The organism is Bacillus sp. WMMC1349 (assembly GCF_013155385.1).
Classification (GTDB): domain Bacteria; phylum Bacillota; class Bacilli; order Bacillales; family Bacillaceae; genus Bacillus.
In genome coordinates this window covers 3,341,481-3,357,992 of record NZ_JABJUQ010000007.1, presented here as the reverse complement: position 1 = coordinate 3,357,992, position 16,512 = coordinate 3,341,481, and the positions used below count along the sequence as shown (strand labels likewise).

Genomic DNA, 16,512 nt, shown 5'->3' with positions numbered 1-16,512 from the left:
TGTCTAGCATGATTTGCCCTCAAAAGTTTGGTCTTCATCTGTCTGATAGACAATTTGATCAATCACGCGTTCGCTTGCCTTTCCATCGAGATCATCAAAGAAATAGCGAACAAAGGAATCAATTTTTTCGAAATTATAATCTTGCTTCTGAATAATTGAAATCATTTGTTCTGTTGTTTTGGCAAGCGGTCCTGGAATAAATGAAAAATAATCATAGTAAAAATCACGTTTGCGAATGTAATCATCAACATCATAGCTGAAGAAAATCATCGGTTTGTTCAGTAAAGCGTACTCAAAGCAAACAGATGAATAATCGGTTACAAGAATATCTGTCACCAACAGCAACTCATTAATTTCTCTAAATGATGAGAAATCATAGTAAAAATCACTGTATTGATAAGAAATATTAATATCATTTTTAACAAACGGATGGATTTTAAACAAAAAGATATATTCATCTTTTAATTCTTGATACAACTGATCAAAGTTCAGTACATCGAATGGATAATAGGCTGATTGTTGACCATTGCCCCGAAATGTTGGTGCAAACAAGATCACTTTTTTATGTTTAAGAAAAGGAAACTCTTTATAAAGCCGCTCTTTCACAAAGGCTTTTTTTGCCTCGTCAAAAAAGAAATCTGTTCTAGGAATACCGGTTGCAATCACATTATCGATATCCACACCGAACCCTTCAGCATAATGTTTGCGAATATTTTCAGAGCTGACGATGACTTTTGTATAGTTTTTATGGTTTTTTGAAAAAGGAGATGGTCCTCCAGGGAGCCCGATCCTGCTGTATCCGAATGTTTTAAAAGCTCCGACCGCATGCCAAAGCTGAACAAGCTCTGCGTCTTTCCGAATTTTCAACGGATATATTAAAGGATAGAAGTCATCAAGGAAAATCATTTTGCTTGTTGCAAAATGACGAGCCATTGATATTAACTCAAATAAACTTTTTCGGTTACGGATACTTCCTTTTAAGAAAAACTTAAAATCAAAGTCATCATTTCGTTTTAAGAGATCTTCATAAACAAACTCAAAGTTTCCTGATAAATCAACACGACTGTCAGATGCAAACACAATTTTGTTCGCTTGAATTGGAAGGAGACAGAACATTCGGTAAGCTAGATTGAAAATCCATGTATTCAGCTTACGAAGGAAGCGGTTTGCCTCTTTCCCAGTATCCAATTCTAACAGGGCTGGATCAATTTCTTGGAGCTTGTGGCTCGATAAATTAATCGTTTTCTCATCTTCATCATAATTCACAATCAGATTAAATTTCATCAATTTTCTAGCTGAGTGAAATTCCATTTTTGTAGAGTAAACGTCATTCTTCAAAAACTTGCTGACATTTCCAACAGTATGAACTTCTTGATGTTTCACATTTTGATCATCGACGACTTCAATTTCTAGGAAAAGTTTATATTCTCCTGTTGGAATCGGTTTATCATTGACAAGTGTAGAAAAATTAATTTGCTGTTCAAAGCCTGCCCATTTGTAATCTTTCAGCATTTTCTCATGAATATCAGCGGGATTTGCCGTTTTACTTAAGGGACAATCACGCAATGATACAGCTTTAAAAAGATAGCCATTGCTTACAAGAAGGAGTCTTTTTCGGACTTGATCCTCTTTTAATAATGGCAAACCCTTTATATAAATGTAACCAGAAATATTCAATATTGAACCATTCCAAGAAAATTTTGAAATTTTTCGAACAGGAACCTGTTGATTTTCTTTAATGACTTTTGTTCTATCAAAAAGTGAATAAACTTTATCTTGTTTAAGCTCAGGTTCTTGCTGATTACGGTTGTTTCTTTTGCGGAATATTTTGTTCTTCACTTTTCTCGCTAACTTCTTCACGATTATACCTCTCTTTCTCCTCATTCGTCCTGGTTATAAAGGATTGGACAAAATCAGCCACCCGCTTAGAAGATTGGCCATCTTGATGAACGATAAATGTATTTGAAAAGTCCTTAATCTTTTTCGTATCAGGATTTTGAAAGCGGGTAATGTCTTCAGCCAATGCTGTCACACTTTTTGAAATAGGCCCTGGGACGAATGATTCAAAAGGATAATAAAAGTCACGTTCCTTTAAGTAATCTTCGAGATCAGGACAATAAAAATATATCGGTCGCTGAAGAATACTGTATTCAAAAATGACCGATGAATAGTCAGTAATTAAGGCATCTGATAATGCCATAAGATCGTATAATGAATATTGATCCCCAAAATCGATCACAAAATCATCTTTTTTTATTTGCAGATGATGACGCAAATATGGATGCAGATGAATCATTACCACATAATCCTCTTGATGTAATGCTTGTTTTAATTCGTCCAGGTTTAAAGGAAGTGATTCGTTTACTTGATCATGCCCGCTTCCACGAAAAGTCGGGGCATATAATAACTTTTTCTTTCCTTTAAGAGATGGATAAGCTTTCTCAAAATCAGTTTTGAGCGACTGGAGGCGAGCCTTGTCATAAAAATAATCGGTTCGCGGGACTCCAAGTGATAAAACTCTTTCTTCAGACATATGAAAAGCCTCAGAAAAATGAGAAACAGCGGCCGGTGAACTGACAATCGCATAATCATAATTGGAATGAACCGGAACGATTTTTAAGTAAGCAGATGATGGTCCAGATGGTTTGTCCTTCAAACTGTATCCGAATTTTTTAAAAGCCCCGCAAGCATGCCAAAGCTGAATGCTGATCGTTTCTTTTCGTTTTTTGATAACATATAAAGGAAAATAAAAATCATCAAGCAACAACATTCGGCATGTTGCGATATGGTAAAGAGAGCTAAGTAAATGGCAAAAATATTTGAATTTGCCGAGCAGTCCGCTGTCCATCTTTTTGAACAACAGTGTAAAATGTAGAGAGGAGTCTTGACTCAATTGGTCATAGACCCACTTGAAATTGTCACTCATTTTTTCTTCCCGGTAGGAAGCGATCACAACTTTGCGTTGATTAACTGGAAAAAGCATCACTAATAAACTGTAAGTCAAACGAAACAGTAATTTTACTGCATAGGTTAAACCGTTTTTCACTTTTTAAATTTCCCACTCAATGACAGTTTTACCCCATGAAGATGTTAAATCTGCTTCAAACACATTCGTGATATCTTCAATACTGCGAACAGGATAACATCCCCCTATGAGCGTCTCCAAATAGTCAGCGACTTCAGGGTATTCTGCTAAAAAGTTAACTGTACGGACGAAGTCTTCCCGTCCGCTGCGGCTGCTTCCAATCAATGTAATTCCTTTTTCCAGAACCATTCTTGTTTCGATTTCGACCGGATACTCTGATACGCCGAGCAAGGCGAGACATGCTTCAGGTTGAACATGATCAATCATTTGCTCAATCGCACTTTCGCTGCCGCGGCCACCGACACATTCAAATGCATGGTCAACTAAGATATCAGCAGGGATATCGTTAATTTGATATGCAGCATCAACAAAAGAAAAGTGTTCAAGCTTATATGAAGTTTTTCCGAAAATAAACACTTTGCTGTTTGGATAGCGTTTTTTAAGAATTAACGAAGTGATAAACCCTAAATTACCGTCTCCCCATACACCAAATATATCGCGTTTTTGGTGTGCGATTCTTTCAAAACGACTGATCGCATGCATCGTAATTGTGATCAATTCTGTAAAAGCGGCTACCTTTGGATTTAAGCTGTCTGGAAGTAAGACTAATCGATCTGGATCCATGAACATATAATCCTGCATAAAACCGTCATATCCGCTAGAACGAAAACGGCTGGAGCGCAAGTAATTCTCTGCAATAATTTCATGCCGTTCTGTAGGAGTGTTTGGGACCAATACCACCCGGTCTCCCACCTTAAAATGACCTGTCGGGTCATGCATGACTTTACCGATTCCTTCATGGATAAGTGCCATTGGCAATTTTTTGTCCATGACTTCTTTACCACGGGAACCTGTGTAATAGCGCTGGTCAGCTGCACAAATTGACAGATGTGTGGGCCGGACGACAACTTTATTCGCATTAATCATTTTATCTTTGTAAGTCACTTCAAACTGACGAGGTGAAACTAGACGATACGTTTGATTAATCATTGGGAAATTCGCTCCTGTAAGATAGCATTCGCAACTTTTAAATCATATGGTGTCGTCACTTTAATATTAAAGACTTCTCCGCGTACCAACTTGACTTTTTCTCCGGCTAATGAACAGATTTTGCAAGCATCAGTCAATACTGATTTTTGTTGATCTGACAACTGCTCGTACAACTCAACTAATCTTTTGATGCGGAAACTTTGAGGGGTCTGACCTTGATACATTGTATCCCGAACAGGAATCTCTGAAATAAATTCCTTATCTTCGGAAGCAATGATTGTATCGATAGCAGCAATCACAGTGTCAACTGCATCATACTGTAGGGCTGCATTGATGTTATCCTCAATAATCCGATGGGTTAAAAATGGGCGTACAGAGTCATGTGTGACAATAATGTCATCATCTTGAATGCCGAATTCTTTATCGATGTGGCGGATTCCATTCATAATGGACTCATTGCGGTCACTTCCACCCTCAACAACAATAAGACGGCTGTCTACTCCAATAAATTTCTTCAGTATATCTTTAGTATGATTAATCCATTCTTTAGGTGAGACAATTAAAATTTTATCAAAGCGGTCGTTTAGTAGAAATTTCTCAACAGTATGGATGATAATCGGTCTCTTGTTTAAGGAAAGGAACTGCTTTGGCATATTCACATTTCCCATTCGAGAACCTTTACCTCCGGCTAAAATCTCAGCGTAGATCATAAAATACTCCTTCCTTTTAACATTCATATTCGAAATAAGAATGGTTCAGTAGCACGCAAAAAAACGCTCTTGTTCAAGCCAGAGCATGCCAATTCACTGAACCTGTTGATCAGCTTCAGATCAATAGAAAATGTTTTAAAGACTCAGTCATAAGGGCTATTTTTATATAGTCCTATTCTAACATATGAACGTTCTATTTTTACAAACTTTCCAAAAAAATCATACAGAATCAGTGCGCTTGCACCCGGCATGGATTTGCTGGCTGACAAACTCCAATAGCCGCCGGCTTGCATCGCCTTGTGAATATTGATTCCATTCCTCTGCAAACTGTTTGGTCTTATCATCTTTTAGATGGAGATGTTTCAGCTCCTTTAGAAGCATCTCGCTGCTCTTGCAGGCTTTCCCCGGTATCACTGATTCATAATGATCGATTAATCCCCGTTTTTCATCATATTCCTCAATATCATATGTGAAAAAAAGCATCGGTTTATGAAATAAGGCATATTCAAACGCAACTGAAGAATAATCGGAAATCAGAATATCACTTTTATATAGCAACTCTTCTAAAGGAAGATCTGAGACATCTTTAACAAAGCCTTCTAGCCCATCTAATCTGATATGACGGCGCACGGCAGGATGAAGTTTCACGTGAAGTAAAAATTCCCCCTTCAAGTCTTCAGAAAGCTGTTTTTTTGAAAAAGGGAGAGTGATATTTTCAATATTAAAGTCTCTGTATGTCGGTGCATAGAGAATGATTTTTTTGTTGGGACATGAAACAGATTGTGGTACTTGAAAATATTGATCTGTTAAAGGGACACCAGTCCGTAAAAATTGCTGATCATCTTTAATGCCGAATGACCGCTTGAAAATATCGGCCATCTTATCAGACCCGACAACAACATAGTCAAATGAACGATATACTTGTTTAAATCTTTTGATATCCCGCGGATGTCGCTGTTGATTGGTTACATCTTCAAGACCGAATTTCTTCAATGCCCCATTTGCATGCCAAACCTGGATACATATTGTCTGAGACCGATTGTTTAGCGTACTTGTTAATAAAAAATAATTATCGCAAATCACAAATTTGCTACTAAACATCCTGTAAACAGCCTGAATGAGATGAAACGGATTTTTTTCATTGATCACTTTTGCTTTAACAGATGGATATTCCCTCTTAAGAGGAATCGCATGCCTTGTATAAAGCACTTCTAGATCAAAAGGTTTTTCTGAGTTCTCATATTCTTTTAGCAATGCTCTTGCATTGTCTGGAAACGAAACGAGAAGAACAGCTTTATCTCGCGGTTTCACCCATTTAAACATAAAGCCGATCAAAGAAAGGCCGACTGAATAAACCATAGTCAATAATGAGCGTATATTCATACTGTTATCCTATCTCTTTTCTATGCATCAATTTTAGACTGTTCTTTTATCGGTTCAGAAAGTAAAGGCTGTTTTTGCAACTTTTCCTCTTTCAAGACAGAAAAGACATATTTGGGGATATTCAACATCCTTCTCCATCTCGAAGGGTTTGTCATTAACCGATACAACCACTCAAGATTTAGTTTGATCAATATTTTAGGTGCTCTTTTGACAGTTCCGCTAAACACGTCAAAACTTCCGCCAACTCCGATTGCAATTGCTTGTGGAAATAAGTGTTTATGCTCATAAATGAACTTTTCTTGATGCGGGCAGCCCAGAGCAACAAAAACCATGTCAGGGTTGGTTTGGGCGATTTGCAGGGCAACGGATTCTCTGTCTTTAACATAACCGTCTGAATATCCGACGAGCTCGATATTCGGATACTCATGTGAGATTCGCTCAGCCGCGGCTTGAATGACATCCGGTTTAGCACCGAATAAAAAGACCTTTTTCTTTTTTTGGTTGGCAATGCCAAGCAAATTGATAAATACATCATACCCTGCGATCCGGGATTTTAGCCGATGATGTGTTAGCCTTGAAGTCAGGACGATGCCGATACCATCAGGCAGGATAAAATCAGCCGAAGAAACCGTCTGAAAGTAATCTTTATCCTTGGCAGCTGCATATCCAATTTCCGGGTTTACCGTTGCGATATATGCGCCTGTACTTCGATTGATAAAGGTTTCTTCAAGGTGATTGATAAAACCTGTTAAATCTCCATTTACAAAAGCAAGGTTTTGTATCTTTTCTGTTGGTAACATAATGGTATTCCTCCTTCCAAAAAATATAAATATATGACAAAAAATTTTAATTTGCAAGTGTAATAGACAAGACGTAAAATCTATTGGTCTAACGTATATTTTAGCATAGATCTTTCATAAAAGCTTAACAATATCTTTACAGCAGATTAAGAAAATTTACTATTTGAAACAATAAGAGTTATCAAGCTTTAACTCGATATCTTCAAAGAATGGAAAATTGTTCACTGTTATAGAACTTAACGAATGTTAATCAATGTGTTATAATTTATGATCAGTGGTATTATGTGTAAAGTTCATATTAATTTTTGATAAAGAAAATGGACAATTTGTTCGTTAAATAAAGTTTATTGATGAGCCTTTAAAGATGCTCTTAGAAAGGAGAATGATTTCTACAATGAAGAAAGTCATCACATATGGAACGTTTGATTTATTGCATTGGGGACATATTAAACTATTGGAACGAGCTAAACAGTTAGGTGATTATCTTGTTGTAGCGATTTCCACGGATGAATTCAACCTTCAAAAACAGAAAAAAGCGTATCACAGCTATGAGCATCGTAAGCTCATCTTGGAAACGATTCGTTATGTAGACGAAGTCATTCCGGAGAAAACTTGGGATCAGAAAGTCCAAGACGTGGTCAACCATGATATTGACGTTTTTGTCATGGGAGATGACTGGGAAGGGAAGTTTGACTTCTTAAAAGATTATTGCGAGGTTGTCTATCTTCCAAGAACTGAAGGGATTTCAACAACCAAGATTAAAGAAGAAATCGCCGGTTTGTAAAACGGTTTTAATGCTTATTTTTAAAAAGTACTTCTTACAGAGGTAAGAAGTATTTTTTGATTCTTAAATCAATATTTTGCTAAGTTGTGAATATAAATTGCGAGTGTTATCCTACTCAGGAAAGGAAGAAAAATATGTCCGGTTATCCAGTTCAGCAAGAACAACTTAAAGGATTGAAATTCCCTGACATGGAATATTATTTTATTTCTGGTCTTATTCCGGATCATTATGGAGGACTAACAAAATCTTTGTTATTGCGGTCCAAACTATTTGGAGAAGGCTGCAATATTCCTACATTTTTTTTAACATTTCGTTTTGACAAAGAATTTTCGGCTAAAAAAAGCAGTTTTTATGATCAGCAGAAAATTGATCCGAAATTTACAAAAGTGATCAATATGTATGATGATTTTCTAAGTAAACGCACAAATGGCCAGCCATATTCAGAAAGAATCAGTTTGCAAGAAATTAAAAAGCAAGCAAGCCGAAGCCCATTCATGAAACAGCTAGGAAAACTGTTTGGTCGGAGAGAAAATACTCTTGAAATCACTTACTATGAAGATAAGCAGTCTATTCGTTTTGTAGATTATTATAGTGATGAAAAAAAGCACTATAAAAGAGAAGAATACACAAAAAGCGGTGCTTTATTGCTTATCAATTATTTTAATACTGAAACAAATCAAATGTATCTGCAGGCATTTGTCAATGAAGATAATATCATTTATTTAGAAAAAGATTATTCAAATCAAGATGTTTGCTTTAATTGGCATTCAGATAAAGGTACATTACAATTTTACGACGAATTTGACATAAGGCGGTACTGGATTGAAGTTCTTCAAACCGATTCAGAACGTCCTAAATTGTTCCTCGTCGATAGTCGCCTACAGGACCAGAACGTTTTCAAAGTCAAAAAAGCTGCGTCTACATATTATGCCGCGATTATTCACAACAAACATTATGGAAAAACTAAGTTCCAAATTAAAGGTCGTTATAAAGAACTCTTTAATCAATTGCATCAGTTAGATGCACTGTTTTTCATTACTGAAGAGCAGTTGCAGGATTTTAAACTGATCACTGGGGAGCAAGAAACATTTTTCTTTACGCCGCATGCACTTGATAAGCCCCTTGATGAAGCAGTCTTAAAAGTGCCAAGTGAAAAGTATAAAGCTGTTATTATTTCAAAATTAGCTCCGATGAAAAATTTGATTGATGCGGTCAAAGCCTTTCAACTTGTCGTCAAACAAATTCCAGAGGCAAAATTAGAGATTTACGGTTCTGGTGAAGAAGAAAATAAAATTAAAGCTGAAATTGAAAAATGCCAATTGCAAAACAATGTTTTTCTAAAAGGGTATACACAAAATCCGAGTAACGAATTTCAAAAAGCATGGCTTACAATTTCGACTTCTCACTTTGAAGGGTTTGGGCTTTCAAATATGGAGGCGCTCAGCAATGGCTGTCCAGTTGTGACCTATGACTATGATTACGGTGCCAGAAGCCTTGTCAGTGATAATCAAAACGGCTTTGTTGTTGAAATGTATCATATTGAACAGCTTGCTGAAAAAATTATTTTACTAATGAAAAATGAACAACTTCGTGAACAATTTTCACTTCATGCTTTTGAAACGGCAAAAAAATACTTGCCAGTCCATTACTTAGAGCATTGGTCATCTGCACTTCAAAACATGATAGCAATGAAAGAAGAAAAACGGGAGCTGTCGAAGACATTAACAAGCAGTCTTCCATTTGCAATAGAGTCTGAGCAGCAAGATTCAGAAATGCTCACCATACAAGTTCACGCGCCAACTAAAATTGATGAAAAGGTTACTGTCACATTAATTGGTCTGGACAGAAAAAGCAAAGCACAAATCGTGTTAGCACCTTTGGATCAAGCAGTTTCAGATGATGAGACAAAACGGTTTAATATTCGCTATCATCAAGATATCCATCTTGAAAAGGTCAGAAAAAATCAAGTGAAAACTGTTGATTTTTATTTGGAAGTTATGAATGAGAACGATGTTAAAGTTTTAAAACGATTATTTGTTCAACAAACAGAGATGGCTCCGCTATTTTCAGTGGATGAGTATCAAGTGACTCCGTATACTACTGTAAAGGGTAATTATTCATGGACATTGGACAAGTGAACACACTAAAGAACATAAAGTGATGATATAATGTGTATATTCATTTGACAATTTTTCAATAAAAAGAGGAGTAGACTTATTTTATGGTGAAGGAAGTTCCGAAAAGATGCAATTTAATAAACCTAAAAATGAAGGATTGGCAGTATGAGTTTGCCTTAGACAATTCATTATCTGCTGAAGAAATTAATCTTTTGGCAGTTAATCGAAAAACAAAAGAAGAACTGACAATCCCATGCGAAAAGATAGAATCCGAAAAGGAACAGTATAGAGTGGCGATTAATTTAGATGAGATTGCAGATCATGTCAGTGATAAAGGATGCCTTGATTTCTACGCAGCCTACAAAAATTCAGAAGGCAATCTCCTTAGAAAAAGAATCAAAGCAGAACATAAGCCAATCGAGCTTTCCTGGGAATGGGATGAGAGAAAAGGTGTTTTCTTTTTGCCTTACACAACAAAAAAAGGCAATTTCTCTTTAAAGGTTCTACAAAAAAAAGCTGTCGCAGAGGTCAGCGATTTTCATCTCTCTCCAGAAGGATTATTAACCATTAAGGGATTTGCATTTTTACTGCATGAAGATGCAACTTTATCAGTACAGAAGAGACGGCTCATCTTAAAGGAAGTCAAGCAAACGGAAGCAAGAATATTTGAATATCCTTTAGAAGATTTCAAACAGAAAGACATACCTGATGAAAATGTCGGTTTTATCGCAAAAATTGATATTAAAAAGCTATATGAAGAAAATATAATGCCTGGATTGTTTCAATTTCATATTGAATTTATCGGTGAAGACTCTGAATCAGGTGAACCATTTATCAGAAGAAGCAAAGCGATTCAATTTAAAAATCATTCAAACCAGTTTACGATTCTTCAAACAAATAAAGGGCTTGCTCGTTTTTACATTTATCCTCGTAAGAAAAAAAGACATATGCGTCTAAGAATGAATGACTATTCGTTGAAAACACGCGCTGTTTATTTTGTTAAGGGAAAAAGAAATAAGCTTGTTTCATTTTTCCGCAAGAAGAAAAAGAAAGTAAAGAAAAAGATCGATAAAGGATTAAAAAAAGGATATCACTTCATGTTTGGATTGGCTGGGCACTTACCTGTCAAAAGAAAATCTGTTATCTTTGAAAGCTTTGCCGGTAAACAGTATAGCTGTAATCCGAGAGCGATATATGAATATATGCAGAAGAATCTTCCTGATTATCATTTATATTGGAGTGTTAACGCTGATTACACAGACATCTTTGAGGAAAAAGGCATTCCTTATATTAGAAGGTTCTCAATGAAATGGCTGTTTGCGATGGCAAGAGCGGAATATTGGGTTGTAAACAGTCGCTTGCCTTTATGGATTCCAAAACCGAAGCACACCACATATTTGCAAACATGGCACGGTACACCTCTTAAACGGCTTGCTGTTGATATGGAAGAAGTGCACATGCCTGGTACAAATACAGAAAAATATAAACAAAATTTCACATCGGAAGCTGCCAAGTGGGATTATCTGATTTCCCCGAATGCATATTCAACTGAAATCTTTGCGAGGGCATTTCAGTTTAATAAAACGATGATTGAATCAGGCTATCCGCGAAACGATTTTCTGCACACGGATAATAATCCTGATACAGTCGGGGCTTTAAAAGAAAAAATGCAGATTCCACTTGATAAAAAAGTGATCATATATGCACCAACATGGAGAGACGATCAATTTTACAAAAAAGGCAAATATAAGTTTGACCTGGATTTAGACCTTGACATGCTTAGAGAAGAGATTGGCGACGAGTATGTGATCATATTAAGAATGCACTATTTAGTTGCAGAAAACTTTGATCTTGAACCATATAAAGGCTTTGCCTACGACTTTTCGTCATATGAAGATATTCGTGAACTTTATATGGTATCTGATTTACTGATCACAGATTATTCATCAGTATTTTTTGATTTTGCCAACTTGAAAAGGCCGATGATCTTCTATGTTCCTGACATTGAAACATATCGTGACAAATTGCGCGGTTTCTATTTTGACTTTGAAAACGAAGCACCAGGTCCATTAGTGAAAACGACGGATGAAGTGATCGGAAAAATCAGGGAGACAGAAGCACCGGAATACCGTCTCCCGCAAATATTTGCTCCGTTTTATAAAAAGTTTTGCTATCTAGAAACGGGTCAATCAACCGAAAAAGTTGTCAAAGAAGTTTTTAATGATAAAGTATAACGACTGAATAAAAACCTGAATGAAGACCTTTAATAGGTGTTTATTCAGGTTTTTTTATGATGAAATCATTTCTAAAAGTAATTTATGATTCCAAAGACTTGGTTCAAAAGTAATCTTTGTTCTATATTAAGAACTTAACTTTCCGGTATATCTATGTTATTATTACTCGGAGTTAGTTATTAATGGTTCTTTTGTTCTATTTTATAACATGGGAATTATTTTTGCAATTTAATACACTGCGAAACATTCAAATTTTCAGTTAAAGAGATGACCACATAGAATAACCGTTGATCTATTTTGTTTTTCCTCAATATACTTCGGTGATTATTTACAAAATTTAGAGATTCATTTTTGGAAAAATCAGTGTTAATATTTTTATAGTATAGTATTATCAAAAATATGATTGAAGAGTAACTTCTTTTTTTATAAATACACTACTTTTTATATATAAATAGGAGGTAAAAAATGAAAGGTATCGTACTGGCTGGAGGGACAGGTTCAAGACTTTATCCAATCACAAGAGGAGTTTCCAAGCAATTGGTGCCTGTTTATGATAAACCGATGATCTACTATCCTTTATCAGTCTTGATGTTAAGCGGAATTAGAGACATCTTGATCATTTCTACATCAAGAGATATTCCATACTTTAAAAATTTGCTTGGGACTGGGGAAGATTTAGGAATCACGTTTAGTTATGCGGTTCAGGATCATCCTAGAGGGCTTGCTGATGCATTTATCATCGGTGAAAAGTTTATCGGAAATGATCATGTTGCTCTTGTTTTAGGTGACAATATCTTTTATGGACAAGGTTTTACAGAAGTTCTAGAAAAAGCTGTTACTTTGAAAGAAGGCGCACTGATCTTTGGCTATTATGTGAAAAATCCAAGTGATTATGGTGTTGTTGAGTTTGATCGTGAAGGAAATGTCTTAGGTATAGAAGAAAAACCAGAGAATCCTAAATCAAATTATGCAGTACCGGGGTTATATTTTTATGATCGTCATGTTGTCGAAATAGCGAAAACAATTCAGCCATCTGCCAGAGGTGAGCTTGAGATCAGTTCAATTAATGAAGCTTATTTAAAAAAGGGAAACTTAAAAGTTGAGTTAATTGGAAGAGGGATGGCGTGGTTAGATACAGGTACTCATAAAAGTTTGTTAGAAGCGAGCAACTATGTTGAAGCTGTTCAAAATAGACAAGGGCTTTATATTGCGTCTCTTGAAGAGATTGCATTTAGAAAAGGTTATATCAATGCTGAAGAACTAAGACGGCTTGCAGAACCGTTGTGCAAGACAGAATACGGGAAATATTTACTAAAAATTCTGGAAAATAACGATAATTTTAATTTAGTTTAAGGAGAGAAGCCATGAAGGTTTATTTGGTAACTGGTGGAGCAGGATTTATTGGAGCTAATTTTATTCATTATATGTTAAACAATCACCATGATGCATTCATTATTAATGTCGACAGTTTAACCTATGCGGGAAATCTTGAAAACCTATCCAAAGTTGATGGAAACGACCGATATCAGTTTGTGAAAGCGGATATTACCGATAAACAGGCGATAAAAGAGATTTTCGAAGCACATGATATTGATTATGTTGTTAATTTTGCAGCAGAATCACATGTCGATCGCAGTATTCAAACCCCTGAAATCTTCGTGAAAACTAATGTTTTAGGGACTGCAAATTTGTTAAATGTAGCTAAGGACAAATGGGAATTAGAAAACGGAGAATTCAAAGCAAATAAAAAATTCATTCAAGTTTCGACTGATGAGGTGTATGGTTCGCTAGGAGAAGAGGGACTGTTTTCTGAACAAACACCTCTGGATCCGCACAGCCCATATTCTGCAAGTAAAGCATCAGCAGATATGATTGTAAAATCATATTTTGACACTTATCAATTTCCTATTAATATTACGAGATGTTCTAATAATTATGGACCTTATCAATTCCCTGAAAAGATCATTCCATTAGTCATTAACAATTGTCTCAATCATAAAAATATCCCTTTGTATGGTGATGGATTGAATATAAGAGATTGGTTATATGTTGAAGACCATTGTAAAGCAATTGATCTTGTCATTAGAGATGCAGCACCAGGAGAAATCTATAATGTAGGCGGTCTGAATGAAAAGACAAATGTAGAACTAGTGAAAACGATTATAAAATATTTGCATGAACAAGTCGATGAGAAGATTACAGAAGAATTGATCACATATGTCAAAGACAGAAAAGGCCATGATAGAAGATATGCGATTGATGCTAACAAAATTATGACAGAATTAGGATGGACACCTGATGTAAACTTTGAAACAGGTATTCAAGAAACGATTAAATGGTATCTAGAAAATCAAAATTGGCTGAAAAATGTGATGAAGAGAACACATTAATCAAATTGAAGCGGAGTTTAAATATGATAAAAAAACTGATCAAAAAACTAATGTACAGGAGTATAGAAAATCATAGAGTCAGTATTCATTCTAATCATGACATCCTATCATTTCAGTTTTCGGGTTTACTTCCGTTCATTGGCGAAAAATTTTTTGTCATAAAAGATAGGAAAACGGGCAGAAGGTTAAAAAGAAAAATTGTCAATAACAAAGCTGAGTTTGAATATAATGATCTGCTAGGATTAACAGATTACCATGTATTAGACTTTTACGTTCAGGTCAAGTTCCAGCATAAATTTTTTCAAAAAAGAACACCTTTTTCAAAAGAAAACCATGGTTTTTCAGCAATCAATAAACAACAGAATTTCAAAGTCAATTCTTATAAAACAAAAAACAACTTTTTATCCTTTAATATGCAACGAGTATTGTTTTTTCAGAAAATAACAGAACTGAAAACAGTCGGTAAAAACTTTTATATTGAAGGACAAATTGAAGGTTTTAACGCTTTAGATAAAGTAAGTAAAATGGAACTGATTTTGATAAGAAGAGACAATAAAAAAGCATACGGATTTAATCTCGATATTCAACATGAACAGAATAGCATACAGTTTAAAAAACTGATTCTGATTGATAAATTAAGACGCGATTTAGCAGTTAACAGTAGATGGGACTTATTATTACAAATTAGAAATGGCTCAAATCAGGTGATTTTCAAAGAACTAATCGAAATGAGTCGTTACGCTAATTTTGATAAAGAAGAAGATAGATACTTGCTGATTAATCCGGATGTCGATGATCTTCATTCGATTCTTTATGCCACAATGGGGAAAGAAAGCCTTGCACTTTGGTACACGGATAAGCAGCAATTTGAAAGAACGTATGGCATTGCAAAAGGAAAAACAGTTTTCAATGAAATTTGTGAAACAGCTTCTTTAAAAGAGATGGTCTTTTTTGAAAGTTTCTTAGGGAAAAGTTATTCAGGCAACCCTAAATATATTTATGAAGAAATGCTCAAATTGGGTTACGGCGATCGGTTTACATTTGTTTGGTCATACTCAGGAGATGGCGAGATTCCCGGTCATCCAATTATTGTGAACCGTGAAAGTGAAGAATACTATAAGTATTTGGCACTTTCGAAATATTGGGTTAGCAATATTATTTTTCCCGTACACCGAAAACGAGAAGGTAATATTTATCTGCAAACATGGCATGGTACACCTTTGAAAAAACTTGGATACGATATTGAAGTAGACGGTCCTGAAAAAATGGCAAGAGAAAATTTTTATATAGAATCGCGAAATTGGGATTACATGTTGTCTGCTAATCAATACTCAAGCAACATTTTTAAAAGGGCGTTTAAGTTTAAGAAGCAGGTGCTAGAAGCAGGCTATCCTTCAAATGATATATTTTATCATGAAAATGCTGCCGATAAAGCTGCGCAAATTAAGGAGAAAATCGGGATTCCGAAAGATAAAAAGGTCATTTTATATGCTCCGACTTGGCGAGATAATCAAGCTTCCGGTTCGTGGAATCATGTTTTTGATCTGAAGATTGATCTTGAACAATTTCAAGAACAATTATCAGAAGATCATGTTCTGATTTTAAGAATGCATCACTTAATTTCTGAATCTCTTCAAATTGCTGAAGAGCTTCAATCATCGGTATTTGATCTTTCCTCTTATGATGATATACAAGAACTTTATCTGATTTCAGATATTTTAATTACCGATTATTCTTCGGTATTTTTCGAGTATGCTCATACAAAACGTCCAATTCTATTTTATGCGTATGATTTTGAACTTTATAAAGATAAAATAAGAGGTTTTTATCTTGATATGAAAAAAGATTTGCCTGGTCCAATTTTAACTGATAATGGAGAATTACTCAGTGCTATTCGAAATATTGACCAAGTCCAAAGACAATACAAAAATCGGTACAATGAGTTTTTAAAAACGTATTGCTATTTGGAAAAAGGCGACTCTTCTGCACAGGTTATCAAGACTGTATTTGAACAGTAAG

Annotated in this window: 12 protein-coding genes; 6 read left to right on the top strand and 6 right to left on the bottom strand. The window is 35.3% G+C overall.

Going from position 1 to position 16,512, the window contains the following annotated elements; genetic code table 11:
* Positions 1-3 precede the first annotated feature (3 nt).
* From HOO54_RS24970 to HOO54_RS19550, 6 genes are all read right to left on the bottom strand, one after another.
* Positions 4-1,860, bottom strand: a complete 1,857-nt coding sequence (locus HOO54_RS24970; protein ID WP_309244890.1) for a CDP-glycerol glycerophosphotransferase family protein — start codon at positions 1,858-1,860, stop codon at positions 4-6.
* Positions 1,802-3,046 carry a CDP-glycerol glycerophosphotransferase family protein gene (locus tag HOO54_RS19570; RefSeq protein WP_309244889.1) on the bottom strand — a complete coding sequence of 415 codons (1,245 nt, stop codon included), beginning with the start codon at positions 3,044-3,046 and terminating at the stop codon, positions 1,802-1,804. Before HOO54_RS19570 ends, HOO54_RS24970 begins: the two co-directional genes overlap by 59 nt.
* A gap of 3 nt (positions 3,047-3,049) precedes the next feature.
* Positions 3,050-4,075: a ribitol-5-phosphate dehydrogenase gene (locus tag HOO54_RS19565; protein ID WP_172298220.1), complete on the bottom strand. Its 1,026-nt coding sequence runs from the start codon at positions 4,073-4,075 to the stop codon at positions 3,050-3,052.
* Positions 4,072-4,785 (bottom strand): IspD/TarI family cytidylyltransferase, encoded by a 714-nt coding sequence (locus HOO54_RS19560; protein WP_172298218.1) that lies wholly within the window; start codon positions 4,783-4,785, stop codon positions 4,072-4,074. The genes HOO54_RS19565 and HOO54_RS19560 overlap by 4 nt, the downstream gene beginning before the upstream one ends.
* Positions 4,786-5,004: 219 nt before the next feature.
* On the bottom strand, positions 5,005-6,168 hold the full coding sequence (locus HOO54_RS19555; protein ID WP_172298216.1) for a CDP-glycerol glycerophosphotransferase family protein: 1,164 nt from the start codon (positions 6,166-6,168) through the stop codon (positions 5,005-5,007).
* A gap of 20 nt (positions 6,169-6,188) precedes the next feature.
* The gene (locus HOO54_RS19550) at positions 6,189-6,968 is read right to left on the bottom strand and encodes a WecB/TagA/CpsF family glycosyltransferase (protein WP_172298214.1); all 780 of its coding nucleotides are present in this window, start codon (positions 6,966-6,968) and stop codon (positions 6,189-6,191) included.
* 394 nt (positions 6,969-7,362) lie between these two features.
* Here HOO54_RS19550 and tagD point away from each other — a divergent pair, with 394 nt between their 5' ends.
* The 6 genes from tagD (at position 7,363) to HOO54_RS19520 (ending at position 16,511) form a co-directional block, all read left to right on the top strand.
* On the top strand, positions 7,363-7,752 hold the full coding sequence (gene tagD, locus HOO54_RS19545) for a glycerol-3-phosphate cytidylyltransferase (RefSeq protein WP_172298212.1): 390 nt from the start codon (positions 7,363-7,365) through the stop codon (positions 7,750-7,752).
* A 134-nt stretch (positions 7,753-7,886) separates the two neighbouring features.
* Positions 7,887-9,890 (top strand): alpha-glucosyltransferase N-terminal domain-containing protein, encoded by a 2,004-nt coding sequence (locus HOO54_RS19540; RefSeq protein ID WP_172298210.1) that lies wholly within the window; start codon positions 7,887-7,889, stop codon positions 9,888-9,890.
* Between the two features lie 83 nt (positions 9,891-9,973).
* Complete coding sequence (locus HOO54_RS19535; RefSeq protein ID WP_172298208.1) at positions 9,974-12,103, top strand: CDP-glycerol glycerophosphotransferase family protein; 2,130 nt, start codon at positions 9,974-9,976, stop codon at positions 12,101-12,103.
* Between the two features lie 465 nt (positions 12,104-12,568).
* The gene (gene rfbA, locus HOO54_RS19530; protein ID WP_172298206.1) at positions 12,569-13,456 is read left to right on the top strand and encodes a glucose-1-phosphate thymidylyltransferase RfbA; all 888 of its coding nucleotides are present in this window, start codon (positions 12,569-12,571) and stop codon (positions 13,454-13,456) included.
* An 11-nt stretch (positions 13,457-13,467) separates the two neighbouring features.
* Positions 13,468-14,493, top strand: a complete 1,026-nt coding sequence (gene rfbB / locus HOO54_RS19525; RefSeq protein ID WP_172298204.1) for a dTDP-glucose 4,6-dehydratase — start codon at positions 13,468-13,470, stop codon at positions 14,491-14,493.
* Between the two features lie 23 nt (positions 14,494-14,516).
* Positions 14,517-16,511, top strand: coding sequence for a CDP-glycerol glycerophosphotransferase family protein (locus HOO54_RS19520; RefSeq protein WP_172298202.1), 1,995 nt, complete (start codon positions 14,517-14,519; stop codon positions 16,509-16,511).
* Position 16,512 lies beyond the last annotated feature (1 nt).

Coding starts and splice junctions, on each gene's coding strand:
- HOO54_RS19565 (WP_172298220.1), bottom strand. CDS start 4,075: ATGATTAATCAAACGTATCGTCTAGTTTCACCTCGTCAGTTTGAAGTG.
- HOO54_RS19560 (WP_172298218.1), bottom strand. CDS start 4,785: ATGATCTACGCTGAGATTTTAGCCGGAGGTAAAGGTTCTCGAATGGGA.
- HOO54_RS19555 (WP_172298216.1), bottom strand. CDS start 6,168: ATGAATATACGCTCATTATTGACTATGGTTTATTCAGTCGGCCTTTCT.
- HOO54_RS19550 (WP_172298214.1), bottom strand. CDS start 6,968: ATGTTACCAACAGAAAAGATACAAAACCTTGCTTTTGTAAATGGAGAT.
- tagD (WP_172298212.1), top strand. CDS start 7,363: ATGAAGAAAGTCATCACATATGGAACGTTTGATTTATTGCATTGGGGA.
- HOO54_RS19540 (WP_172298210.1), top strand. CDS start 7,887: ATGTCCGGTTATCCAGTTCAGCAAGAACAACTTAAAGGATTGAAATTC.
- HOO54_RS19535 (WP_172298208.1), top strand. CDS start 9,974: ATGGTGAAGGAAGTTCCGAAAAGATGCAATTTAATAAACCTAAAAATG.
- rfbA (WP_172298206.1), top strand. CDS start 12,569: ATGAAAGGTATCGTACTGGCTGGAGGGACAGGTTCAAGACTTTATCCA.
- rfbB (WP_172298204.1), top strand. CDS start 13,468: ATGAAGGTTTATTTGGTAACTGGTGGAGCAGGATTTATTGGAGCTAAT.
- HOO54_RS19520 (WP_172298202.1), top strand. CDS start 14,517: ATGATAAAAAAACTGATCAAAAAACTAATGTACAGGAGTATAGAAAAT.